The organism is Algoriphagus halophilus (assembly GCF_900129785.1).
In the GTDB taxonomy this organism is placed as follows: domain Bacteria; phylum Bacteroidota; class Bacteroidia; order Cytophagales; family Cyclobacteriaceae; genus Algoriphagus; species Algoriphagus halophilus.
Map to the genome: position 1 here is coordinate 923,721 of NZ_FSRC01000001.1, position 23,631 is coordinate 947,351.

The 23,631-nt window shown below is 38.6% G+C and carries 20 protein-coding genes; 9 read left to right on the forward strand and 11 right to left on the reverse strand.

Annotated elements, in window-relative coordinates:
- Positions 1-121: 121 nt before the first annotated feature.
- The 4 genes from BUR11_RS03860 to BUR11_RS03875 form a co-directional block, all read right to left on the reverse strand.
- Positions 122-682 carry a hypothetical protein gene (locus BUR11_RS03860; protein WP_074223492.1) on the reverse strand — a complete coding sequence of 187 codons (561 nt, stop codon included), beginning with the start codon at positions 680-682 and terminating at the stop codon, positions 122-124.
- 1 nt (position 683) lies between these two features.
- On the reverse strand, positions 684-1,682 hold the full coding sequence (locus BUR11_RS03865; RefSeq protein WP_074223493.1) for a 3-oxoacyl-ACP synthase III family protein: 999 nt from the start codon (positions 1,680-1,682) through the stop codon (positions 684-686).
- A gap of 90 nt (positions 1,683-1,772) precedes the next feature.
- The gene (locus tag BUR11_RS03870; RefSeq protein ID WP_074223494.1) at positions 1,773-2,471 is read right to left on the reverse strand and encodes an SOS response-associated peptidase; all 699 of its coding nucleotides are present in this window, start codon (positions 2,469-2,471) and stop codon (positions 1,773-1,775) included.
- A 31-nt stretch (positions 2,472-2,502) separates the two neighbouring features.
- Positions 2,503-3,462 carry a YheT family hydrolase gene (locus tag BUR11_RS03875; protein WP_074223495.1) on the reverse strand — a complete coding sequence of 320 codons (960 nt, stop codon included), beginning with the start codon at positions 3,460-3,462 and terminating at the stop codon, positions 2,503-2,505.
- Positions 3,463-3,582: 120 nt separating this feature from the next.
- Here BUR11_RS03875 and BUR11_RS03880 point away from each other — a divergent pair, with 120 nt between their 5' ends.
- The 4 genes from BUR11_RS03880 to BUR11_RS03895 all read left to right on the forward strand — a co-directional run bounded on the left by BUR11_RS03880 (position 3,583) and on the right by BUR11_RS03895 (position 8,013).
- Complete coding sequence (locus tag BUR11_RS03880) at positions 3,583-5,217, forward strand: pyruvate dehydrogenase complex dihydrolipoamide acetyltransferase (RefSeq protein WP_074223496.1); 1,635 nt, start codon at positions 3,583-3,585, stop codon at positions 5,215-5,217.
- Between the two features lie 155 nt (positions 5,218-5,372).
- The gene (gene hslV / locus BUR11_RS03885) at positions 5,373-5,912 is read left to right on the forward strand and encodes an ATP-dependent protease subunit HslV (protein WP_074223497.1); all 540 of its coding nucleotides are present in this window, start codon (positions 5,373-5,375) and stop codon (positions 5,910-5,912) included.
- Between the two features lie 112 nt (positions 5,913-6,024).
- The gene (locus BUR11_RS03890) at positions 6,025-6,690 is read left to right on the forward strand and encodes a TetR family transcriptional regulator C-terminal domain-containing protein (RefSeq protein ID WP_074223498.1); all 666 of its coding nucleotides are present in this window, start codon (positions 6,025-6,027) and stop codon (positions 6,688-6,690) included.
- A 3-nt stretch (positions 6,691-6,693) separates the two neighbouring features.
- On the forward strand, positions 6,694-8,013 hold the full coding sequence (locus BUR11_RS03895; RefSeq protein ID WP_074223499.1) for an ABC1 kinase family protein: 1,320 nt from the start codon (positions 6,694-6,696) through the stop codon (positions 8,011-8,013).
- A 31-nt stretch (positions 8,014-8,044) separates the two neighbouring features.
- Here the strand turns inward: BUR11_RS03895 and BUR11_RS03900 are convergent, their stop codons facing one another.
- Positions 8,045-9,250 carry a PQQ-dependent sugar dehydrogenase gene (locus tag BUR11_RS03900; protein WP_074223500.1) on the reverse strand — a complete coding sequence of 402 codons (1,206 nt, stop codon included), beginning with the start codon at positions 9,248-9,250 and terminating at the stop codon, positions 8,045-8,047.
- A 94-nt stretch (positions 9,251-9,344) separates the two neighbouring features.
- Here BUR11_RS03900 and BUR11_RS03905 point away from each other — a divergent pair, with 94 nt between their 5' ends.
- Together BUR11_RS03905 and BUR11_RS03910 are read left to right on the forward strand one after the other, a co-directional pair.
- Complete coding sequence (locus tag BUR11_RS03905; RefSeq protein ID WP_074223501.1) at positions 9,345-11,267, forward strand: ABC-F family ATP-binding cassette domain-containing protein; 1,923 nt, start codon at positions 9,345-9,347, stop codon at positions 11,265-11,267.
- A gap of 32 nt (positions 11,268-11,299) precedes the next feature.
- Positions 11,300-12,571: a type IX secretion system plug protein gene (locus BUR11_RS03910; RefSeq protein WP_074223502.1), complete on the forward strand. Its 1,272-nt coding sequence runs from the start codon at positions 11,300-11,302 to the stop codon at positions 12,569-12,571.
- A 33-nt stretch (positions 12,572-12,604) separates the two neighbouring features.
- Here the strand turns inward: BUR11_RS03910 and cas6 are convergent, their stop codons facing one another.
- From cas6 to BUR11_RS03935, 5 genes are all read right to left on the reverse strand, one after another.
- Positions 12,605-13,495 (reverse strand): CRISPR-associated endoribonuclease Cas6, encoded by an 891-nt coding sequence (gene cas6, locus BUR11_RS03915; RefSeq protein WP_074223503.1) that lies wholly within the window; start codon positions 13,493-13,495, stop codon positions 12,605-12,607.
- A gap of 95 nt (positions 13,496-13,590) precedes the next feature.
- On the reverse strand, positions 13,591-14,688 hold the full coding sequence (gene ychF / locus BUR11_RS03920) for a redox-regulated ATPase YchF (protein ID WP_074223504.1): 1,098 nt from the start codon (positions 14,686-14,688) through the stop codon (positions 13,591-13,593).
- Positions 14,689-14,695: 7 nt separating this feature from the next.
- On the reverse strand, positions 14,696-15,781 hold the full coding sequence (locus BUR11_RS03925; protein ID WP_074223505.1) for an AI-2E family transporter: 1,086 nt from the start codon (positions 15,779-15,781) through the stop codon (positions 14,696-14,698).
- Between the two features lie 78 nt (positions 15,782-15,859).
- A complete protein-coding gene (locus tag BUR11_RS03930) occupies positions 15,860-16,183 on the reverse strand; it encodes a DUF3276 family protein (protein WP_074223506.1) in 324 nt (107 codons plus the stop codon).
- Positions 16,184-16,354: 171 nt separating this feature from the next.
- Complete coding sequence (locus BUR11_RS03935) at positions 16,355-16,702, reverse strand: 4Fe-4S binding protein (protein WP_074223507.1); 348 nt, start codon at positions 16,700-16,702, stop codon at positions 16,355-16,357.
- A 138-nt stretch (positions 16,703-16,840) separates the two neighbouring features.
- On the opposite strand from BUR11_RS03935, the gene BUR11_RS03940 reads away from it, so the two are divergent.
- Entirely contained in the window at positions 16,841-17,857 is a 1,017-nt protein-coding gene (locus BUR11_RS03940) for an acyl-CoA reductase (protein ID WP_074223508.1), read from the forward strand.
- Here BUR11_RS03940 and BUR11_RS03945 read toward each other — a convergent pair.
- Positions 17,854-19,620 carry a sensor histidine kinase gene (locus BUR11_RS03945; RefSeq protein ID WP_074223509.1) on the reverse strand — a complete coding sequence of 589 codons (1,767 nt, stop codon included), beginning with the start codon at positions 19,618-19,620 and terminating at the stop codon, positions 17,854-17,856. The genes BUR11_RS03940 and BUR11_RS03945 overlap by 4 nt on opposite strands.
- A 103-nt stretch (positions 19,621-19,723) precedes the next feature.
- Between BUR11_RS03945 and BUR11_RS03950 the strand changes: the two genes are divergently transcribed.
- Together BUR11_RS03950 and BUR11_RS03955 are read left to right on the forward strand one after the other, a co-directional pair.
- Positions 19,724-21,031 carry a TIGR00366 family protein gene (locus BUR11_RS03950; RefSeq protein ID WP_084560855.1) on the forward strand — a complete coding sequence of 436 codons (1,308 nt, stop codon included), beginning with the start codon at positions 19,724-19,726 and terminating at the stop codon, positions 21,029-21,031.
- 145 nt (positions 21,032-21,176) lie between these two features.
- Positions 21,177-23,441 carry an aconitate hydratase gene (locus BUR11_RS03955; RefSeq protein ID WP_074223511.1) on the forward strand — a complete coding sequence of 755 codons (2,265 nt, stop codon included), beginning with the start codon at positions 21,177-21,179 and terminating at the stop codon, positions 23,439-23,441.
- Positions 23,442-23,631: the final 190 nt, after the last annotated feature.

Sequence of the window (23,631 nt, forward strand, 5' to 3'; positions counted from 1 at the left end):
ATACTATTCTTTCAGGAAATTGTGAATTGTAGGTAATAACTCAAAATAAGAAAATAAAACCAGCGATTTATCGATTGTGATAAGTTTACGTCAATCTCAAATTTCAGGTTTGTTTTGTTCACTAAATCGTAGAAAGATAATTGACAATCAATTGTATTTCTTCTGCGATTTTAGTGGTGATTTCATGGTTGTTTCCCTCAACTTCAATTTCTTTTATCCAGACATTTAAAGATCCGGGCTCAATCATTTCAGGATGTTGGGACTTTATTTTTTGGTTTTCAAGAATTAATCCTGGGTAATCCCAGGGACTTTCTGTAGTTCCAAAATAAAAATTATTCTCGTAAAGAAACGATGAAATCTTTTGGTAATTTTTCTCTCCAGCAAGAATGATCAAAAATAATCCATTGCCAAACCAGTTTAAAACTCGAATATTTAGACCTGTTTCAGGGTCGAAATTCCGGATGATGTCTAATACATGATAAGGCATCCCCAATAAGTCATTTCCTCTGGAAAGTTTTTTTGATTTATGTTTCAAGGAAATTGCCCTCAAGTCTTCATCAGCAATGGTCTCGGCCACTTGGGAGAATATATCCCAAAATTGAAGTTTAAGACGATGAAGCTTTTTTAATAACTGTTGGTCTTTCCAAAGCTCCAGGTCAGGATGTTGGTCAGGTTCGTTCATGTTACCATGTTAATAATGCTGATGCCCATGTGAAACCTGAACCAAATGCTGCTAAACAAACTAAGTCACCTTCTTTGATTCTACCCTGTTCCCAAGCTTCACTCAAGGCAATTGGAATGGTTGCGCCAGTGGTATTTCCATAATACATGATATTGTTGAACACTTTTTCATCAGGGAAGTCCAATTTTTGCTGGATGTATTGGCTAATACGCAAGTTGGCTTGATGAGGGACCAGTAAATCTATTTCTTCTTTGGTTTTACCGTTTGCCTCTAAGGCTTCATTGATCACTTCTATGAACCGGACGATGGCGTGTTTGAAAACCACATTTCCATTCATCTTTAAAAAGAAACTACCGGAATCAAATAATTCTTTGGAATAACGATCTTCTCTGGAACTGCCTGGGTCTTTGCAATAAAGTTCCTCCGCAAAATTTCCGTCAGCATGTAAGTGCGTGGAGAGAATACCTGAATCTTCTTGATCAGTTGCACTCAAAACCACAGCACCAGCTCCATCAGCAAAAATCACCGCACTTGACCTGCCTTCATTGCTTTTATCCAATCCTGAAGATTGAATTTCTGCTCCCACTACCAATATGTTTCGGTACATGCCGGTTTTGATAAATTGGTCTGCTACTGACAAGGCATATATAAATCCTGAGCAGGCATTTCTGATGTCTAAGGCTCCAATACCGGGGATTCCCAGTTCACGCTGTAACAGGACTCCATTCCCTGGTACATAATAATCGGGTGTAACTGTCGCAAAAACGATGAAATCCAAGTCTTTTGCTTCTAACCCAGCTCTTTTTAATGCCATGATTGAAGCGTCTTTGGATAAACTGGTGACGGTATCTACTCCTGGTGTAAACCATCTTCTTTGTTCAATTCCCGTACGTTCTACAATCCAATCATCATTGGTATCCATCATACCTGATAATTCCGTATTGGTCACAATCCTTTCAGGCAAGGAATGGCCCACTCCTAAAATTTTGGATTTCTTCATCTCTCCTTGGGTTTATTAAAAATGAGTTCAAATATGAGGATATGATCGCTCTCTTACAAAATACTCAGATGAACAATAAAAAGTTTAGAATTAGCCAAACAAGGTGTAATTTCCATGTTGGTCCATCGGAGATGTTTTTCGCATGACCGCAGGGGTATCATTCTGAACAGAATTCACCAAAGGTGAGACAGTGTAGCTTAAGAGGAAATCGGAAGATATCGGCTCAAAAAGGCTTTTTAGGTCTTCAACTTTGGAGTAACTATCCAACCATTTTTTTTCACCTTCTTTGTTCAAAATGACTGGCATTCTATCATGCACATCGGAAACAACCTCATTTGGGGTGGTCGTCAAAATTAAGAATGTATGTTGGGTTTCTCCATTTACAGATTCGTACTCCTCCCAAATGCCTGCCATGGAGAACAATTCTCCTTCTCTCATGGTAAAGCGGTAAGGGATTTTTGTTTTTTTACCGAGTTTTTTCCATTCATAAAAGCCGTCTGCAGGAATTATACATCTTCTTTTTTGGAAAGAACTTTTAAAAGAAACCTTTTGATCTACAGTTTCGGATTTGGCATTGATCAATTTCAATGCGACAGGTTTGTTTTTACCAAACTCTGGTGTAATTCCCCAATAAAAATAAGAAAAACCATTTGGGCTCGCCGAGGTGATGACTGGTACCAACTGGGTAGGGGCGATGTTATATCTGGGATGAAAATCAGAAAGCATCTCAGCCTGGAACCTTTCTTCCAATTCAATTTTACTTTTGCTTAATGAATAACGTCCACACATATAGAATATAACTTGATTAGCAAGCTGGAAGTTAGATATCCTTGGTTATAAATTCAACAGCCCGAGACTCAGAATAATAAGGTTTTTCAGAATTTGCTACTGTGAAACCCACATGGCCTCCTTGTTTTGGGAATTCAAAGTATACATTGTCCAGATTTTTGGCAAGTTGGTAAGGGTAGCATAAATCACTAAGAAAAGGATCATTTAATGCGTTTAGAACGAGTGTGGGCACTTTTATGTGTTCTAAATAAAAGAGGGAAGAGTTGATAAAATAATATTCTTCGGCATCGGCAAATCCATGAAGTGGTCCTGTTAAATAATCATCAAAATCTGCCAAAGTTTTTATGTTTTTCAACATTTCGACAGGGATTTCACCTGGATGGGTCTTTGATTTTAGAATAACCTTTTCTTTTAAGGTTTTTAGAAAACGCTTGGAGTACAAGGTGTTTTCTACTGAGGAAATTTTTTTACTTGCACTGCTTAAGTGCAACGGAACTGAAATGGCTACTCCTTTTCTTAGTTTATCAGAGACCATTTCTTGTTCACCTAAATATTTTAAGATAAGATTTCCTCCCAAAGAAAAACCTACCAGTGAGATTTCATCATAGTCATGTTCAGCATGCTTGATGACTGTGTTTAAGTCATAGGTAGCACCAGAATGGTAGAAAATAGGCTGTTGGTTGAGTTCTGCTCCGCAGCCTCGATAATTCCAGGCAAGCACGTCAAAACCATTTTTTATAAAAATTTTACACATTCCCAGGATGTAGGCACGGGAACTATTTCCTTCCAGGCCATGGTTTACGATTATCAATTGGGAGCTGCCTTGTTTGTACCAATCTAAATCGAGAAAGTCTCCATCTATGGTAGTAATTCTCTCACGAATAGGCTTTTCTAGCTCTACTTTCCTGAATATGGCAGGATAAATAGTTTCCAAATGACGATTAAAAAGCCATCTTGGTCTTTGGTAAATGCTGTCTGTAATTAAAGGCATATCAGGGGATTGGTGAATAAAGGCTGAAATGCAGGGGGAAAATACTAGTTTTAAATTTGAATAAAGACATTATAAAAACTATTTTTGGACACTTTAAAAACGAATAGAGCGCAATAACTCATGGCCGAAATTATTAGAATGCCTAAAATGAGCGACACCATGGAAGAAGGTGTGATCGCTGCATGGTTGAAAAAAGTAGGGGATACTGTTAAACCAGGAGATATTCTGGCGGAGGTTGAAACTGACAAAGCAACAATGGAGCTTGAATCCTACGACGAAGGTGTGCTTTTATATATAGGAGTAAAAGAGAAAGATTCTGTACCTGTCAATGGCGTTATAGCTGTGATAGGTGAAAAAGGAGAAGATTATGAACACCTTTTGAAAGGTGCTGATAGTTCATCCGATAAAAAAGAGGAAGCTCCTAAATCAGAAGAAAAAGCTCCAGAACCAGCAAAAGCTGAGGCTCCTAGCGAAAGCATTGATACTTCAAATATTAATGCGACGGTAATTACCATGCCTAAAATGTCCGATACTATGCAAGAAGGTACGATTGCCTCTTGGCTGAAAAAGGTTGGTGACGAAATTAAGTCTGGTGAGATCATCGCTGAAGTGGAAACTGACAAAGCAACCATGGAGCTGGAAAGCTATGACGATGGAACGTTGCTTTACATCGGGGTAGAAGCTGGAGATAGCGTGCCTGTAGATGGAGTAATCGCTGTGATAGGTGAAAAGGGGGCCGACTTTGAAACTCTTTTAAAAGCTCAACAACAAAGCTCATCAGAACCTGCGCCTGCACCAAAAGAGGAATCCGCACCTGCACCAAAAGCAGAGCCAGTTGCTGAAACAAAATCTGCACCTGCTTCAACTGCACCTGCAGCCACTACTGCAAATGGAGAAAGAGTAAAAGCTTCTCCGTTGGCTAAAAAGATTGCTGAAGAAAAAGGATTGGATATTCGTCAAGTGAGTGGGTCTGGTGAAGGAGGAAGAGTTGTCAAAAAAGACGTAGAAAACTTCGTTCCAGCTGCAGCTCCTCAAGCAGCACCTGCAAGCGCAGGGGCTCCAGCAATTGGACAGGAAAGCTATAAAGAGGAAAAAGTTTCTCAAATGCGTAAAGTAATTGCTAAGAGACTTGCCGAAAGTAAATTTGGTGCTCCTCATTTCTATCTGACCATGGAAATCAACATGGATAAGGCGATAGAAGCTAGAAAGAGCATGAATGAAATCGCATCTACCAAGATTTCATTCAATGACATGGTAATCAAAGCTACTGCAGCAGCTTTACGTCAACATCCAAAAGTAAATTCAAGTTGGTTAGGCGATAAAATCCGATACAACGAGCATATCCATATCGGTATGGCAGTAGCGGTAGAAGAGGGATTATTAGTTCCTGTGATCAGATTTGCTGACAACTTATCTTTATCTCAAATTTCTGCTCAAGCAAAATCTTTGGGAGGAAAAGCGAAAAACAAAGAATTGCAACCTAAGGACTGGGAAGGAAACACCTTCACTATTTCTAATCTAGGGATGTTTGGTATTGAAGAATTCACTGCGATTATTAATCCACCAGACGCTTGTATTTTGGCCGTTGGAGGAATTAAGGAAACCGTTATTGTGAAAGATGGTCAAATGCAAATTGGAAATGTCATGAAAGTGACCTTGTCTTGTGACCATAGAGTTGTGGACGGTTCAGTTGGTTCAGCATTCTTGATTACCTTAAAGAATCTTTTAGAAGATCCTGTTAGAATCTTAGTATAAAAATCTAAATACCTGTCAAAAAGTCCTGTTTTCAGGACTTTTTGCTTTTTGTATGGTTATTGTCAGAAAGCAACCTTAAAAATGCTATTTGCTTTGAAAGTGATTTTTCCAAGTGAAGCATTTTGAATCATCGCTTTGTTAATGAATAGAGAATCATGGAAAGAATTAAATCAACCACAGTCGTAGCAATTCGCCATCATGGAGAAGTAGTGATCGGTGCCGATGGCCAAGCTACACTAGGAAATACCGTTGCAAAAAGCACCGTAAAAAAACTGAGAGTGCTTCAGGGAGGTAAAATTGTGACTGGCTTTGCCGGGTCAACTGCTGATGCCTTCACCTTGTTGGAGAAATTCGAAGAAAAGTTGGGCGCTTTTGGCAATAATATGAAAAGAGCAGCTGTGGAACTTGCTAAAGAGTGGAGAACGGACCGGATGCTGAGTAAGTTGGAAGCAATGATGATTGTGGCAGATAAAGAAGATATTTTGATTATCTCTGGAACAGGCGATGTGATTGAGCCAGATATGGAGATTGCTACCATAGGCTCAGGAAGTATGTATGCCCAATCTGCCGCTAGAGCAATGAAACAATTTGCTCCTCACTTGTCAGCTGAAGAAATGGTGAGAGAAAGCTTAAATATTGCTGCAGATGTATGTATTTATACCAATCATAATTTGGTGATTGAAAAAGTAATTTGATCACTTGAAAATAGGAAAATGAGGCCGGAGTGAATTCTCCGGTTTTTTTGTGCCTAATTTTAAACCTGTTGGCTCGTTTGTCTGTTATCTATAAGATAATTAGCTACAACTTATGACAACGACCGCAGCAAAAAAGAATACAAAAAAAGATTTTAAAAAAATTATCCCTGATGCATTTAAGGAATATGTCTTAGAACATGGGGGGTCACCGAAATCGGTATTCAAATTTTCTAAGGACTTAAAAATGAAAGAGGAGGAGTTTTATACCTATTTCACCTCTTTTGAAGCCATTAAATCAGCCATTTGGGTAGAGATGTTTGCAGAGACATTATCCCAAATCGAGGCTCAGGAAGTGTTCAATGAATACTCTGCGAGAGAAAAATTCTTGGGATTTCTATTTACATGGATTGAAGTTTTGAAAAAAAACCGATCCTACCTGCTTAGCCTTTATGGAAGCAACTCTTCCCAAATTACCTCTTTGCCAAAAGAAGCATCTGAATTTAAAGACAAGTTTAAAGATTTTGCCAACGAGATCATTTTGGAGGGAAAAGAGACGGAGGAAATTGCAAATCGTCCATTTATTTCCGAGAAATATGATGAGGCAATGTGGATTCAACTTTGGTTCGTTTTTCAGTATTGGTTGAAAGATCAGTCACCAAGATTTGAGAAAACAGACGCAGCCATTGAAAAGTCCGTCAATTTAGCTTTTGACCTAATGGGTAAAAGTGCTCTTGACTCCTTTCTTGATTTCGCAAAATTCATGTATCAATCCAAATAAGTCATGACAGGAAATTTAAACGAACAGGAGTCTATTCCAGTTTCCAAAGTTCAGAGAGCGGCAAAATTCATCTCTACAGGCGCAAAAGTAGGAGGGAATTATGTGAAGCATTATGCAAAAAAGGTAGTGAGACCTGGTTTGGATAAAGAAGAGCTTCATCAGAATAATGCCTCAGATATTTATAATTCTTTGAGTCAATTGAAGGGTTCAGCGTTGAAAGTGGCTCAGATGATGTCCATGGATAAGAATTTATTGCCAAGAGCATATCAAGACAAGTTTACGATGGCTCAGTATTCGGCTCCCCCACTTTCTTATCCTTTGGTGGTAAAAACTTTCCAGAAGTATTTCGGGAAATCTCCTGACCAGATGTACGATACTTTTACCAGGTCAGCGGTCAATGCAGCTTCTATTGGACAGGTTCATCAAGCTACAAAAGATGGCCAAACCTTGGCTGTAAAAATCCAATATCCAGGTATTGCAGATTCGGTAGGTTCAGACTTGAAATTGGTTCGGCCATTTGCGCTTCGATTATTAAACATGAATGAGCGGGAACTGGATCATTACATGGAAGAAGTGGAGGAGAAGCTCTTGGAGGAAACGGATTATCATTTGGAAGTACAGCGATCGAGAGAAATTTCTTCAGCATGTGCCCATATTCCAAATCTCAAATTCCCTAATTACTATGATGAGTATAGTTCCGACCGAATTATCACCATGGACTGGATTGAAGGGAAACATTTGAAGGAATGGTTGGAGACAAATCCTTCTCAGGAGGCCAGGAATAAAATTGGTCAAGCCCTGTGGGATTTTTACCACCACCAAGTCCATAACCTCAAGCAAGTACATGCAGACCCACACCCTGGGAATTTCATTGTCCAGGATTCGGATCAATTGGGAATCATTGATTTTGGATGTGTCAAAGTGATACCTGAAGATTTTTATTCAGGATACTTTGCATTGATTAAAAAGGATTTGTTAATAAAACCACAGGAGTTGGATCAAATCTTTTTTGATCTCGAATTTATTTCTGAAAAGGATACCAAAGAGGAGCAAGCGTATTTTAAAGGAGTCTTTAGAGAGATGATTTCATTATTAGGGAAGCCATTTCATGTGGATCGTTTTGACTTTTCAGATGATGGATTCTTTGAACAAATTTTTCAGCTAGGAGATAGAATTTCCAATGATAAGATGTTTAAGAAATCCCGTCAGGCAAGAGGATCCAGACATGGGCTCTATATCAACCGCACTTATTTTGGGTTGTATAACCTGTTGAACCAATTGCAAGCAGAAATTGATACGACCAAGCCAGATTGGCTGAAATAAAAAAGGGAAGCAATTTGCTTCCCTTTTTGGTTTATTCCGCAGAGTTGTAGGTGACTCTATAAATAACTCCCGCCATATCGTCTGAAATCAGCATGCTTCCATCTGGAAGCTCCTGAACATCGACTGGTCTGCCCCAGGCTTCTTGACTGGCCTCATCGAGCCAACCTTGGATAAAGATTTCCTCTCCAGTTACATTGGAGTTTCCGTCTAATTTCTCCACTGCAACCACATATCCTGATTTTTTGCTTCGGTTCCAAGAACCATGCTTTGCTACAAATATGGAGTTGTCATAGCTACTAGGAAACATTCCTGCTTCATAAAAACGCATGCCTAGGGGAGCATTGTGGGGTCCCATTAGTGCGGCAGGAGCGATGTAGTCAGATTGAGCACCTCCGGCATCTCCAAACTCTGGATCTTTGACATCACCTGCATGCCAATAAGGATAACCAAAATGCTGACCAACTGCTGTGATTTTATTGAGTTCGCAATTGGGAATATCATCGCCCATCATATCCCTTCCATTGTCGGTGAACCACATATTTCCTGTTTGGGGATTCCAGTCAAACCCTACCGTATTTCTAACTCCATGGGCATAAACTTCCGGCTCTGGATTAGCTGCATTGACATCTAAACGGGTAATACTTGCAAAAATATCCTCTTCTGGGTCACAAATATTACATGGAGCACCCACTGGTACATAGAGTTTACCATCAGGCCCGAATGCAATGAATTTCCATCCATGATGTGTTTCTGTTGGGTAACCATCATACACCACCTCATAACTTGGATTGCCCAGATTATTTTTGATGTCTTTGAATCTTAAAATTCTACTTACTTCAGCCACATACAAATCCCCATCTTTATAGGCTACACCATTTGGCATTTGTAAACCTTCTGCCAAGATGAATTTTGAATCAGCTTTGCCATCGCCATTCTCATCAATCACGGCATAAACTTTATCTTCTTGCCTGTTTCCTACAAACACAATCCCTTCCTCTGTAATGGTCATGGCTCTGGCATTTGGAATATCCGCAGCCCAAACATCGATTTTAAAATTGGGAGGCAGGGTAAGTTTATCCAATTGTACTTCCGCCGTTGCCTGAGAAATATCTCTTTTATTGGCAGAATTTACAGTTTGTATGGGTTCAATTTTCACTTCCTTCTTTTGTTCACAGCTCATCGTCATCGAGGCTGTTGTCAAAAGCACAGATAATGTTAATGTTGAAATGGTTTTCATGATATTTTATTTTCTACAAGTTAAGTAATCTAAACAATTTCAGAATGTTCAACTTTCAAAGGTATATGAACGGGTTAATCTTTATTTTTGGGGCATGTTATCGATTAGTAATCTCTCTTATTTCATAGGCGGACGTCCTTTATACGAAAATGCCAACCTTCATATCAAGCCAAAAGATAAAATTGGACTGGTAGGACAGAATGGTACAGGTAAATCTACTCTCTTGAAAATTATTTCCGGAGACTATCAACCTACATCAGGAGAAGTCCAAAAAGCCAAAGATTGTTCCATTGGGTTTTTAAATCAGGATCTGCTTTCTTATCAATCGGATGAAAGTATTTTAAATGTGGCCTTGGCAGCATTTAAAGAGACCTTGGATCTTCAAGATGAAATTGATCAAGTTCTCAAAGAAATGGAAACCGATTATTCGGAAGAAATCATGAATCGGTTGGCAACCTTGCAGGACCGCTTTGAGGCAAACGAAGGGTATACCATCAAAGCAAAGGCAGAGGAGGTATTGGAGGGAATTGGTTTTAAGACCTCGGATCTTCAAAAGCCACTTCGAACATTTTCCGGAGGTTGGAGAATGCGGGTCATGCTAGCCAAACTTCTATTGGAAAAGCCATCTCTATTGATGCTAGATGAGCCAACAAACCACTTGGATTTACCATCCATTCAATGGGTAGAGAACTACCTGAAGACTTATGAAGGTGCAGTGGTAGTGGTTTCTCACGACCAAACCTTTTTGGACAACTGTATCACCAGTACGGTTGAAGTAGCCAATCATACGTTGACGCTTTACTCTGGGAATTACTCTTTCTATAAAGAGGAGAAGAAAGAGCGGATGGAGATTCAACAGAATGCGTATGAAAATCAGCAGCAAATGATCAAACAAACGGAAAAGTTCATTGAACGATTCCGTGCAAAAGCCACCAAATCCAATCAGGTCCAATCTAGGATCAAGGCGCTGGATCGGATGGAACGTGTGCATGAAGTAGTCAATGACGAAGTGTCTGTAAACTTTAAGTTTAAATTTTCAAAGCAATCGGGAAGGGACGTCGTAACCTTGGATAACATCTCAAAAGCCTATGGAGATAATGTTATTTTGAAAAATACTTCAGCGCGAATTGAGAGAGGGGATAAGATTGCTCTGATTGGAGCGAATGGGAAAGGAAAGTCAACCTTACTAAGAATCATAGATGGCTCAGAAAAGGGAATTACCGGAAGGACTGAAGGCTATAATGTCATCAAGTCATTTTTTGCTCAGCATCAACTAGAAGCCCTGACTTTAGACAATGAGATCATTCAGGAAATGTCCCAGGCAGGTAGCGCAAAAACTGAAATGGAACTTCGAGGGGTTTTAGGCTGCTTTTTGTTTTCCAATGAGGAGGTGTTTAAGAAAATCAAAGTCCTTTCCGGAGGGGAGAAGTCCAGGGTGGCTTTGGCCAAAACACTGATTTCAGAAGCGAACTTTTTGCTGTTGGATGAACCTACCAATCACCTGGACTTTCAGTCTGTCAATATCTTAATCCAAGCACTGCAGCAATACGAGGGTACTTTTGTCACTGTTTCTCACGATCGGCATTTTATTAAAGGGGTGGCGAATAAGATTTGGTATATTGAAAATTATGAGATTAAAGAGTACCCTGGAACCTATGAGGAATATGAGTTTTGGAAATCTCAGCAAGTAGAGGAGAAAGAAGCTGATACTCCCAAACCAGCCAAGAAAGAGAAACCTGCTCCCACACAAAGCCAAAATGAAATAAATCAGGCCAAAAAAGAGTTGAAGAAGTTGGAGGAAAATCTATCTAGGGTTGAAAAGGAAATAGAAAAGCTGGAGTCTCAGAAAACGGATGTGGAGCTGAAAATGGCTGATCCTGCATTGTATGCCAATGAAGATGAGTTGAAAAAAGTGCAGGATCTTCATCAGTCTATTCATCGAAAAATGGATGATTTGAATTCAGAATGGGAGGTATTGGTAGATGAAATATCGGCTCTTCAAGAAGTCCTGGCTTAACAATTAATAATTACATACCAAAAAGGAAAAACATGAAGTATGTCCCTGTTTTATTTTTAGCGATTTTATTGGTTTTTAGTACCTATGTGGATGCCCAAGTGGAGGATAAGGTATATAAAGACCATATTCAATCTGTAAGAATATTTCCTTTGGGGCCGACTACTGGGAGCCAATTGGATGCACCTGTTGTTTCAATTTTGGGAGGAAAACAACTTGTTCTGTTATTTGATGATTTGGCTTATGATCCTGAATTGTATTCAGCAACTTTGATTCATTGTGATGCAGATTGGAAACAGTCAGATTTAAAAAACAATGACTTTCTGGTTCCTTTTAATGAATTTAATATTCAAGATTATGATTATTCGATAAACACCCGAATACCCTATATCCATTACAAGTTTCTCATTCCCCAAGTGACCAAATCGGGGAATTATGTGGTCAAAGTTTATCGCAGAAGAGATCCGGATGATGTGATCCTAACCAAGCGATTCATGGTTTATGAGGATTTGTTGACAGTAGGGGCGGGGATAGTACCTCCATCTCAAACAGCCAATATCCGGGGGCAGCAGCAAATCAACACAGTGGTAAATTATTCAAAGGTGGAGGTTATGAACCCCGAATCACAGGTTAAAGTGATTATTAGGCAAAATCAGCGCTGGGACAATGCCAAATACCTGACTAAGCCTACTTTTATCAACCAGAGCTCAAAAACGCTCCGATACGAGGATTTTGATGGCGGGAATGCATTTGATGCCAGTAATGAGTTTCGATTTGTGGATCTCAGGTTTATGAGAGCCACTGGACAGAATGTTGGTGCCATGAGAGTAGAGGAGGATGCAGTTTTTGGCGAATCCTTGGCAAATAAACCAAGGCGGAATGAGGCTTACTCCCAATATTTGGACTTGAATGGCCAGTATATTGTGGATACAAATGATCGGCCAGGGGGAGACCCAGAACTGGAAAGTCAATATGTTTACATGACTTTTAATGTAGATGTTCCCAAAGGAACTGAGCCCATCTATTTGTTAGGATCTTTGACCAATTGGGGGAAAGCTCCAGAAGCTAAATTTGAGTGGGATGAGAAGTTTCAGATCTATAGAACCTCCTTATTGCTCAAACAAGGTTGGTACGATTATCAGTTAGGTTACCTGAAGAATGGCGTATTTGTAACGGAATCATTCGAGGGGTCTCATTTTGAAACTGAAAACGTATATGAGGTCTTTGTGTACCTCAGAGCATTAGGATCAAGATATGATCAATTGGTAGGCTATTCAGTATTGCAGCCTAATCGAAGGAGGTTATAAAAAAAGCTCCCAGGTTTTGGGAGCTATAGTATATTAATCTTCAGATTCAGTTTCCGAATCATTCTCTTCTGCTGGAGGTGCTACATTTTGCCTTACTCGCTCATTTGGCTTATAAGGGACGAAGCCTTCTCTTTTAAATTTGTAAGTTTTTGTTCTTGCTCCAGGAGGATGAGTCGCCAAATCCAACATGCCAAAACCTTTATGGGTAAAGGCACCAAGACCACATTTGAAGACGAAATCCTGTACCTCAGGAGCTGCATATAAAGTAAATGGTAGGGTGTAACCACGTACTTCATATTTTACATCCATGTCGTACACTGCATAGATTCTTGCAAATTTCTTCTGCTGTTCTTTCAGTTTATTCACATAAACCATATCAGGAACCACTTGAAATTTGAAGAAAGACTCCATTTGTTCCGGAGTATACCAACCAGAACGCTCCATACGAGTCAATGTAGATTCGTACAATAGGTCAGAGAACTCATCACTGTCTGGACTGATAAATCGTTTACCAGCTTCTTCATTGAATGCTGGGATGATCAGTACCAAAGGTGAAATACAAACAAACTTATTCGAAGTCTCCAATTCTGGTTCAACTTCAATTTCAGTATACTCAGGGACTAAGATTAAGTTTCCAAGCTCTACTTTTGGAGTAGCAAAAACTTGCTCTAATAGATAGTCCATGAAATCCTCACTTTGCGAAGATAGTACAAGAGTGACAAGACTGGAATAATAGTGAAGACCGCTTCTGCTTACTTTGGTCTGTCCTTTTAGTCCAGAAAAGTTAAAGAAGTTGTAATTGTAAAATTCTTCTCGTCCACCTTTTACGATCAGTCCCTTTAGGAATTGGGCAAGGATATACTGATGATGGAAAGGCAAATAGGAGCCTTTGTTTTTTAGGGAAAATATAAGTCTAACTCTCACGGTGATTTAAAAATAAATTGAGACAATAGATAAATTAAAATATTTACGTTTTTGGGTGATTAAGAGGCAAAATTACAATTTTTTTCAAGAAAATGTTAAACATTGAATCTAAAATGCATGATATCGCCATCTTTGACCACATATTCTTTTCCTTCTATGGAAATTTTTCCATTTTCACGGCACCCTGCTTCTGTTTTGAATTGTTGATAATCAGCTAGTTTAATGACTTCAGCTTTAATAAAACCTCTTTCAAAATCCGTATGGATTACCCCTGCGGCTTGTGGGGCTTTCCAACCTTTGACAATTGTCCATGCCCTCACTTCTTGAACACCGGCAGTAAAGTAGGTGATTAGGTTCAATAACGAATAAGCGGCAGCTATTAGTTTATTGAGTCCACTTTCTTCTAAACCATATTCACCTAAAAACAGTTCTTTTTCTTCCAAATCTTCAAATTCTGCAATCTGAGATTCAATAGCTGCACAAAGAACGATTACTTCCGCATTTTCTTCTTTTACATTTTCTCTTAACTGATCCACGTATTTGTTACCAGTGAGAATGCTGTTTTCATCCACATTGGCTACATACAATACAGGCTTGATAGTCAATAAATGTAGATCTTTAACTGCCTCTAAGTCTTCTTTCTCTACTTCTACTGAACGTGCATTTTTACCAGAGGTTAAGGCTTCTTTGAAAAGTGTCAGGGTTTCTAACTCTTTTTTAGCTTTGGCATCCCCTGATTTGGCAATTTTCTCAGTCTTTAAGATTTTCTTGTCGATGGATTCCAGGTCCTTCAACTGAAGCTCCGTGTCGATCACTTCTTTATCAAAAATCGGATCAACACTTCCTGCTACATGGACGATGTTTTCATCCTCAAAACATCTGATAACGTGAATGACAGCATCTACTTCACGGATGTTTGCAAGAAATTTATTTCCTAGTCCTTCCCCTTTACTAGCCCCTTTAACAAGGCCAGCTATATCCACAAACTCGATAACAGTAGGGAGTACTTTTTGAGGATTGACCAGTTGTTCTAATATTTTAAGTCTATTATCAGGGACTGTGACTACTCCTACATTAGGTTCGATGGTACAAAAAGGGAAGTTAGCAGCTTCTGCTTTTGCACTGGAAAGAGCATTAAATAAAGTGGATTTTCCAACGTTTGGAAGTCCTACGATGCCACATTGTAAGGCCATTAATTAATTATTTAATTTTAAAGATTCTATAGGATTTATACCCTTGATAGAATTCTAAGATAGATACTCTAAAAATGGTATAAACTGGGATGGCAAAAATCATCCCGGTTACCCCGGCGATTTTTGCACCCGCAAAGATAACAACAAAAATTTCAAGGGGATGCGCTTTTACAGATTTAGAAAAAATCATGGGTTGTAAGAATACATTGTCTGTCATTTGTACGACCCCAAAAACCGATATAATTTTTAATAAAAGGAAATTCAGTTCATGGTTTTGTGTGTAATCTCCAGTTGATATCCCTACGATAATTCCAAATGATGCACCGAGGATAGGGCCTGCATAAGGAATAAGATTGGCTACAGCTGCAAATAAGCCTATGGTCAAGGCATAATCTACCCCAACTAAAGTAAGTCCAAAACTCGCGATGGAAAAAATAGCCAGCATTTGGAGTAAAAGTCCAGATAAATAATTTGAAAGTAGTTTTTCAACCTTTGTGAACGTGGCTACAGATAATTCGAAATAGGGATTCGGGATTAAATTGAGCAAGTTTCTTCTTAAAAGCCCATTTTCTAAAAGGAAGAAAAAGGTGATAAATAAGACCGCCATCAAACCGATGAATAAACTACTGGTAATGTTTAATACATTGGATATAAAGGCTCCAAAATCAATTCCTTTGATGGTTTCTAATAATTGGGACCTTAGTTCTTCAAATAAATAGCCAGGTTGACTTTCGATAAGCTGATATCGGAATAGGAAATTTTCAATTTTTGAAACAGGGCCTCGGACTTCCTGATAAATAGTATTTAAATCCAGATCACTCAGGATGATTACTTGGTTATTGATAAGGGGTAAAAACAGAAAACTTAACAATACCAATAACAGGACAATGGATGAATAGGAAACCAAGATGGCCATCCACCTAGGTATATGTTGACCCAAAAGGTGAAAATCATTCAGTTGGTTCGTCATCGGACGAAGTAGTGCGGCCAGGATAAGAGAAATAACCAGGTATAGGGTAATATTTGAAAAATACCATCCAAATAGTAGGAAGATGGCAATAAATAGAATCAGATAAATAAAAAAGCGCTGCATATCCGGTAAATAAAAAGGAGGCAAAAGCCTCCTCTAATATACTATTTCTGTCCTACAAAAACTTTTGTAAAACAGTTTCTATTCCCATTTTAACTCGTTGGAAGATTCTTCTTCCTCTTTTTCATATTGATCAAAATCAACATCTGGCAGTAGTTCATTTTTAACATGGTCTACTGACTCATTCAATGCTTCAACGAATTTGAAAAAATCTTCTTTATAAAGGAAAATTTTATGCTTTTCGTATGAAAAAGAGTCTCCGTTAACTCTTCTTTTACTTTCTGTAATCGTTAGATAATAATCGTTAGCACGGGTCGATTTGATATCGAAAAAGTAGGTTCTCTTTCCTGCCTTCACTTTTTTCGAAAAGATTTCTTCCCTGTCGTAACCTCTTTGATCTTCCACAGTTCTTCTATTAATTAATTTTTGATAAAGATAAAATACGACCTAAGATAAGACAATTCAGAGATAGAAATCAAAGCTATTTTGGACTTTTTTTCTAGAATTGGCCGATTATAGGCGTAATAAGTTAAAAATCAGGGCTCAAATTACCCCTTGAAATCCTAACTTATTACTTTATTCACCATGCATTAATGCTTTTTTTGCAAGCAATTCTTCCTCTGTCTCGACATGATCAGGGTCATCCACACAACAATCTACTGGACATACTGCCGCACATTGGGGCTCTTCGTGGAAACCATTACATTCTGTACACTTAGCAGTTACGATGTAATAAAATTCATCTGAAACAGGCTCCTGTGCTTCATTCGCATCTACAACCGTACCGTCTTCCAAGGTTACTTCTTTAAGAGATGTTCCTCCTCCCCAAGTCCATTCTACACCGCCTTCATAGATTGCAGTATTTGGACATTCAGGCTCGCATGCACCACAGTTGATGCATTCGTCAGTAATCATTATTGCCATAACTCAAATATTTAAATCCAAAAGTAACAAGCCTGACTTGAAGAGACAATAAAAAAATGATATGGTATGGAATTTATATTCATTCTTTCCTGCTCCTTCCTCCTAAAATCGGTAAATTCGCAGTTTTAAAATACCCTTATGATTTTATCCAAGAGAATAGAAGCATTTATCAAATTAGGACGAACCATTCAGAATTTGGATGAAGAGGCGAAAGAGGAGCTATACTGGAGATCCCAAAATGGGAATAATTGGTTTACTCAAGAATCAGTTTCTTCCTCCCTGGAAGGAATAGTATTCATGCTTCAAGAAGATAAGCTGAAAAAATGGCTTGGTGAATATGAGATAAAAGAAGAGGTGGAACCAAAATCAGTAGGAGTTCTGATGGCTGGAAATATTCCGTTAGTAGGTTTTCATGATTTGATGACCGTATTGATTTCAGGGAATAAGGCTTGTGTTAAATTAAGTTCCTCGGATACCATATTGATGAATTGGGTGATTAATCAACTTATTCAGATTGAGCCGGAATTCAAGTCCTTCATTTCGGTAGAGGAAATGCTCAAAGGAAAAGATGCTTATATCGCAACTGGAAGTGATAATTCAGCAAGGTATTTTAATTATTACTTTGGAAAATACCCTAGTATTATCAGACAAAACCGAACTTCGATCGCGATTCTTTCTGGAGAAGAGACTCCTGAGGATTTGAAGAATTTGGGGAAAGATATTTTTAAATATTTTGGACTGGGATGTAGGAATGTTTCTAAGATTTTTGTGAAATCTAAAGAACAACTCGAGGATTTATTGGATGCTTTAGAAGGATATGCTTCCATCGCGAATCATCATAAGTATCACAATAATTATGAGTACAATAAATCCATCTACCTGGTCAATAATGAACCTCATTTAGATAATGGTTTTCTGATTCTTAAAGAATCTAAAGAGCTTGTATCACCTATTTCGGTCCTTTATTATGAGATCTATGATTCCAAAAATGACCTGTTGAAAAAATTGGAATCTATAAAAGAAAAAATTCAGTGTATTGTCGCAGATTCTTCTTATTGGGGTGGTGGAGTTTTTTTTGGTTGCGCCCAGCAACCTGAACCTTGGGATTATGCTGATGAGGTGGATACCATGGAGTTTTTAATCGGATTAAATTAGGAAGGTTTTGTTCCAATAGGGAGTTGAATGCAAAACGTGGTGCCTTTTCCTAATTCTGACTGAACATCCAAAGAGCCATGGTTTTTGGAAATGTATTCATTCACTAAAATAAGTCCCAACCCAGTACCTGATTCATTGTGTTGACCTTTGGTTGTGAAAGAGATCCCGTTTCGAAGTTTAGTAAGGTTTTCTTCAGATATTCCTGATCCATTATCCTCGATACAGATAGAGACGTGTTGATCTTCGATTTTAGTGGACATCTTTATGATTCCATGAAGGCCTGAAAACTTCACCGCATTGTTGAGCAGATTTCGAATTACCAGTTCAATCATGTTTTTGTCGGCCAGCACCCAAGCTTCTGATTCTCCTTCCAAGGTGAATTCAAGTTCTTTTTCCTGAGCAATTCTTTCCAATAGATTTTTTTGCTGAACCAAAACTGGAAGAACATTAAAATCAGATAATTGCAAGAATTCACCGCGGATTTGAGAACTGGTCCATGCCAAGAGGTTTTCAAGGAGTATCGCCACATTCTCCATGTTTTTTGAAATTTCCGGCATCATGGTCATAAACTCTTCCTGAGAAATTACCCCACTTTGGGTGAGGTGAATTAGCTCTTTAACTCCAAAAATTGGGCCTTTAAGATCATGGGAAATGATGCTGAAGTATTTGTCTTTGAGGTCGTTTAGCTGCCGTAATTCCTTTGCCTGTGTCTGCAACTTTTCTTTTGTTAATACTTCTTCACTAATGTCCTCAAAGAGTAAAACGGATCCACTTAAAGATGACTTTCTTTCCAAAATGGGGATGCATTCAATCCTTATCACTTTCCTTTCATCAAAAGTTTCATCTTGAACCTCAATGGTTTTGGCTTCATTCGATTGAATTAAATCAAGAACAACCTGATAATCTTTTAAAATCAGTTTGAGATTTTCTCCTGTCTTTATAGACTCTGGGTTTTTATAAAATGCTTTAAGTGCAGGGTTGAAATCCACTATGTTCAAACTGGAATCGATAACTAACACCCCTCGTGTAATGGTTTCGATAATTCTTTCTTTTGCAATAGGTTTGATACTAAATAAGTTGAATCGAATGATTGCAAAAGCTAAAATCAAATACGTGAACAAGAATGCATATGGGGTCAAATCAATTTCTGAATAAACCCGAATGATGTCCAGCTGGTAAAAAAGGTTAATAATAATTGGAACTATACCAGCTACAAAAATGAATTTTGTCTGAGTTTTGTAAAGAGGATCAGCATTTTGAAATCGTGTCCAAAGTATGATCAATCCTATTACAAATGTGGCGTAGGAATAAAAAATGTTCACCAAATACCAAGGCCCAATAGTAATCTCTAGGACAGGAAAAGGGCCTTGGTCATTAACTGCGGTTTGTGCATAATGTAGATGATGGAAGTCATTGGTTAGTAATATCAAGTAAGAAACTGCTGGAATAGCTCCAATTAAAAAGTAGATTAGTTTTAAAAATTTGGATCGCATTCCTGTATATTTCATACAGAAAATCAGCCAGAAAGCAGGGGTTGATAAAATTCCTAGGTATTCGAATTTTATGAACAATAGCATTGCTTCTTGTGTATTGCTCGATAATTCCAGCCCATAAAATAATCCCCAAATGGAAACAGAAAGCATGGTCAGAGCGATCCACCTTGTAGAATCCCCTAGTTTAATTGCTATAAATGTGGATAGCATTCCTACTAGAGCCCCTGAGAAAAGAAGGGTAATCGAAAATGGATTTAGTACAAGTTCCATCTTGTGAGTCCACTGGAATACCTGTCAGCGGTTTTTTGGGTTTTGGTGGTGATTAATAGATAATATTAAGTTTTAAATTTAAACTAAAAAAACAATCTTAAAATTGAATCAACCTAATAAGCGACATATTTTTCCAACTCCCTTTGTTTTGGTTATTGGACTGACAATATTTTGTTTTAGTTGGGTAGTAATTTCAGAAGGGGAATCGAATCAGACGTTTGGAGAAAAACTATATTCTGCACTAGATTATTGGCAATCTGGATTTTTTGGCCTGCTAGGTTTTACAGTTCAAATGATGATGATCTTGGTCTTTGGATATGCCTTGGCCATTGTTGAACCAGTGAATAGATTTTTAAAAGCAATTGCTTCTATTCCTACAAATTCTACTCAAGCTGTTTTTAGTACTGGTCTGATCACCATGTTAGCAGGTTTATTTAACTGGGGCTTTGGTTTGATTATAGGAGCTTTGTTGGCTCGCTATATGTCTGTTGGATTAGCTGAAAAAGGATTGAAATCCAATACTGCATTATTGGCCTCCGCAGGATATTTGGGAATGGCAGTTTGGCATGGGGGACTTTCTGGATCTGCCCCGCTGAAAGTAGCTGAGCCAACCCATTTTTTAGTGGATCAAATTGGGGTAATTGGAATGGATCAAACGGTGTTAAGCATTTACAACATAGGGGTTACCGCAGGATTGATCATCGTATTCCTTGGAGTGTTATTGGTTTGTGATCAATTTTTTACGGCAAGCCTTGGGAAAACCAAGCCTAAGCCCATGATACCCATCAAACCGGGGAAAACGTATCAACTCGGTGGTGTTTTAGGAGGAGTAATGTTATTGGTTTTGGGGATCAATTATTTTTTAAGTTCTAATCCAGAAAATTCCTCCATCAACTTAAACTTGGTGAATTTTTTCCTTTTTGGATTGACCATGTTGGTATATAAATCATTCAAACAATTTACCAAAGCAGTGGCCTCCGGATTAAAAGTTTCAGCGGATATTTTTATTCAATTCCCGTTTTATGCGGGGATATTAGGGCTAATGACCCAATCAGGCTTATTGGTTCAGTTCTCAAATCAAATTGTTGATTTTTCTAGCTCAGCCAATCTTCCTGTGTTCACTTTTTTTTCGGCCGGATTAGTGAATGCGTTGATTCCATCAGGAGGTGGGCAATGGGCGGTTCAAGGGCCGGTGCTCATGGAAGCAGGAAAAGCCCTTGGAGTCTCTTATGAAAAGTTGATTTTGGCCTTTTCTTATGGAGATCAACTCACGAATTTACTTCAGCCGTTTTGGGCCCTGCCATTGTTGGCTATCACGGGAGTTAAGCCAAAGGAGATGTTTAAATATTGCTTTTTACTATGCTTGGTTGGAACTATTTATCTGACTGTTGTCCTTTATATTATTCATTAATTGAATCAATAAGGTTTATAATGGTTTTAAATTAGGATAAACCCCTGTCTACAGCTTGTCTGTGGCTACCGATTATTGGGCTATATTTCTATATTTGCCTTCGATAAAACAGAACCTTTTAATACAACATAAAATACCTTTACAAATGGCATTTGATATAGAAATGATCAAGGCAGTGTATGCGAAGTATCCTGAGCGTATCGCAGCTGCCAGGAAGGTGGTGGGAAAGCCACTTACTTTAGCTGAGAAAATACTTTATGCTCACCTTTGGGAAGGAGATGCTACACAAAGCTTTGAAAGAGGGAAGTCGTATGTAGATTTCGCTCCTGATAGAGTTGCCATGCAAGATGCAACTGCCCAAATGGCGCTATTGCAGTTTATGCAAGCTGGAAAAGAAAAAGTGGCAGTTCCTTCTACTGCACACTGTGATCACCTGATCTTGGCGCAAAATGGAGCGAAAGCTGATTTGAAGAGCTCTCTTACAGCCAGTGGTGAGGTGTTTAACTTTTTGGAGTCAGTTTCCAATAAATATGGAATAGGGTTCTGGAAGCCAGGAGCAGGTATTATTCACCAAGTGGTATTGGAAAATTATGCATTCCCAGGAGGAATGATGATTGGAACAGATTCACATACTGTAAATGCAGGTGGCCTTGGAATGGTTGCGATAGGTGTTGGTGGTGCTGATGCAGTGGATGTGATGGCTGGCATGGCTTGGGAGTTGAAATTCCCTAAACTGATTGGTGTGAAGTTGACTGGAAAAATGAATGGCTGGACTTCTGCCAAAGATGTAATCTTGAAAGTAGCTGGAATCTTGACTGTAAAAGGAGGAACCGGTTGCATCGTAGAATACTTCGGAGAAGGTGCAAAATCACTTTCTGCTACTGGTAAAGGTACCATTTGTAACATGGGTGCTGAGATTGGAGCAACTACTTCCACTTTTGGTTATGATGAGTCTATGGAGCGTTACTTGAAAGCTACGGATCGTGCAGATGTAGCTGAATTAGCGAATGCGGTAAAAGAACATTTGACTGGAGACGAAGAGGTTTATACCCACCCGGAGAAATACTTTGATCAAGTTATTGAAATTGATCTTTCCACTTTGGAGCCACATATCAATGGTCCATTTACTCCAGATAGAGCAACTCCAGTTTCTCAAATCCGTGCAGAAGCGGAAAAGAACGGATGGCCAACAAAAGTAGAGTGGGGTTTAATCGGTTCTTGTACCAACTCTTCCTATGAAGATTTGTCAAGAGCTTCTTCCATCGCTCAACAGGCGGTAGATAAAAAATTGAAAACCAAAGCTGAATTTGGAATTAACCCAGGTTCTGAACAAGTAAGATTTACAGCAGACCGTGATGGACTATTGAAGATTTTTACTGATTTAGATGCCACGATCTTCACAAATGCTTGTGGACCTTGTATTGGACAATGGGCTAGAGCAGGTGCAGATAAAAAAGAGAAGAACACCATTGTTCACTCTTTTAACAGAAACTTCTCAAAACGTGCGGATGGTAATCCTAATACCCATGCATTTGTGACTTCCCCTGAAATGGTGGCTGCAATTGCTATTTCTGGTGACTTAGGTTTTAACCCACTTACAGATACACTGGTCAATGCTGACGGGGTAGAGGTGAAATTGGATCCACCAAAAGGTGATGAACTTCCAGAAAAGGGTTTTGCAGTTGAAGATAATGGATACCAGGCTCCAGCAGAAGATGGAAGTGGGGTTGAAGTAGTGGTGAAGCCTGATTCCAATCGTCTACAATTGTTGGAACCATTTGCTCCATGGGATGGAAAGAATATCACTGGTGCCAAATTGTTGATCAAAGCTTTCGGAAAATGTACTACCGACCATATTTCTATGGCTGGTCCTTGGTTGCGTTTCAGAGGTCACTTAGATAATATTTCAGACAATTGCTTGATCGGTGCTGTCAATGCATTCAATGAGGCAACCAATTCTGTAAAAAACCAATTGACAGGAGAATATGGTCCTGTACCTGCTACTCAAAGAGCTTACAAAGCAGCTGGTGTTCCAACCATCGTGGTTGGGGATCACAATTATGGCGAAGGATCTTCTAGAGAGCATGCGGCCATGGAACCAAGACACCTAGGGGTGAAAGCAGTTTTGGTGAAATCTTTTGCGAGAATTCATGAAACCAATTTGAAGAAGCAAGGTATGCTTGCCTTGACTTTTGCAAATGAATCAGATTATGATAAAGTTCAGGAAGATGATACCATCAACTTCTTAGACTTGGATCAATTTGCTCCAGAAAAGCCATTGACCCTTGAGTTTGTTCATGCTGATGGTTCAAAAGACATTATTGTTGCAAACCATAGTTATAATGATGCTCAGATTGATTGGTTCAAGGCAGGTTCTGCATTAAACTTGATTAAGGCAAAAGCTAAGTAAGAGAACTTCTAAAAATCCGAAACCGCAACATATCATGTTGCGGTTTTTTTGTGCTCAATATTTCTTATGAAATTAGTTTTTGCTTGTTCCCTTTCTATTTAAACTAAATTATTTCCATTTATCCTTGAATTTTGGTTTCAGATTCTGAAATCAAAATTTTTTATGCAAAAAAATGTATTTATAAGACGAT

Excerpts from the sequence above, each read along its gene's own strand:
- BUR11_RS03865 (WP_074223493.1), bottom strand. The coding sequence starts at position 1,682 with ATGAAGAAATCCAAAATTTTAGGAGTGGGCCATTCCTTGCCTGAAAGG.
- BUR11_RS03905 (WP_074223501.1), top strand. The coding sequence starts at position 9,345 with ATGTTATCGATTAGTAATCTCTCTTATTTCATAGGCGGACGTCCTTTA.
- BUR11_RS03870 (WP_074223494.1), bottom strand. The coding sequence starts at position 2,471 with ATGTGTGGACGTTATTCATTAAGCAAAAGTAAAATTGAATTGGAAGAA.
- ychF (WP_074223504.1), bottom strand. The coding sequence starts at position 14,688 with ATGGCCTTACAATGTGGCATCGTAGGACTTCCAAACGTTGGAAAATCC.
- BUR11_RS03940 (WP_074223508.1), top strand. The coding sequence starts at position 16,841 with ATGATTTTATCCAAGAGAATAGAAGCATTTATCAAATTAGGACGAACC.
- BUR11_RS03910 (WP_074223502.1), top strand. The coding sequence starts at position 11,300 with ATGAAGTATGTCCCTGTTTTATTTTTAGCGATTTTATTGGTTTTTAGT.
- BUR11_RS03935 (WP_074223507.1), bottom strand. The coding sequence starts at position 16,702 with ATGGCAATAATGATTACTGACGAATGCATCAACTGTGGTGCATGCGAG.
- BUR11_RS03880 (WP_074223496.1), top strand. The coding sequence starts at position 3,583 with ATGGCCGAAATTATTAGAATGCCTAAAATGAGCGACACCATGGAAGAA.
- hslV (WP_074223497.1), top strand. The coding sequence starts at position 5,373 with ATGGAAAGAATTAAATCAACCACAGTCGTAGCAATTCGCCATCATGGA.
- BUR11_RS03875 (WP_074223495.1), bottom strand. The coding sequence starts at position 3,462 with ATGCCTTTAATTACAGACAGCATTTACCAAAGACCAAGATGGCTTTTT.
- BUR11_RS03895 (WP_074223499.1), top strand. The coding sequence starts at position 6,694 with ATGACAGGAAATTTAAACGAACAGGAGTCTATTCCAGTTTCCAAAGTT.
- BUR11_RS03890 (WP_074223498.1), top strand. The coding sequence starts at position 6,025 with ATGACAACGACCGCAGCAAAAAAGAATACAAAAAAAGATTTTAAAAAA.
- BUR11_RS03900 (WP_074223500.1), bottom strand. The coding sequence starts at position 9,250 with ATGAAAACCATTTCAACATTAACATTATCTGTGCTTTTGACAACAGCC.
- BUR11_RS03860 (WP_074223492.1), bottom strand. The coding sequence starts at position 682 with ATGAACGAACCTGACCAACATCCTGACCTGGAGCTTTGGAAAGACCAA.
- BUR11_RS03945 (WP_074223509.1), bottom strand. The coding sequence starts at position 19,620 with ATGGAACTTGTACTAAATCCATTTTCGATTACCCTTCTTTTCTCAGGG.
- BUR11_RS03925 (WP_074223505.1), bottom strand. The coding sequence starts at position 15,781 with ATGCAGCGCTTTTTTATTTATCTGATTCTATTTATTGCCATCTTCCTA.
- BUR11_RS03955 (WP_074223511.1), top strand. The coding sequence starts at position 21,177 with ATGGCATTTGATATAGAAATGATCAAGGCAGTGTATGCGAAGTATCCT.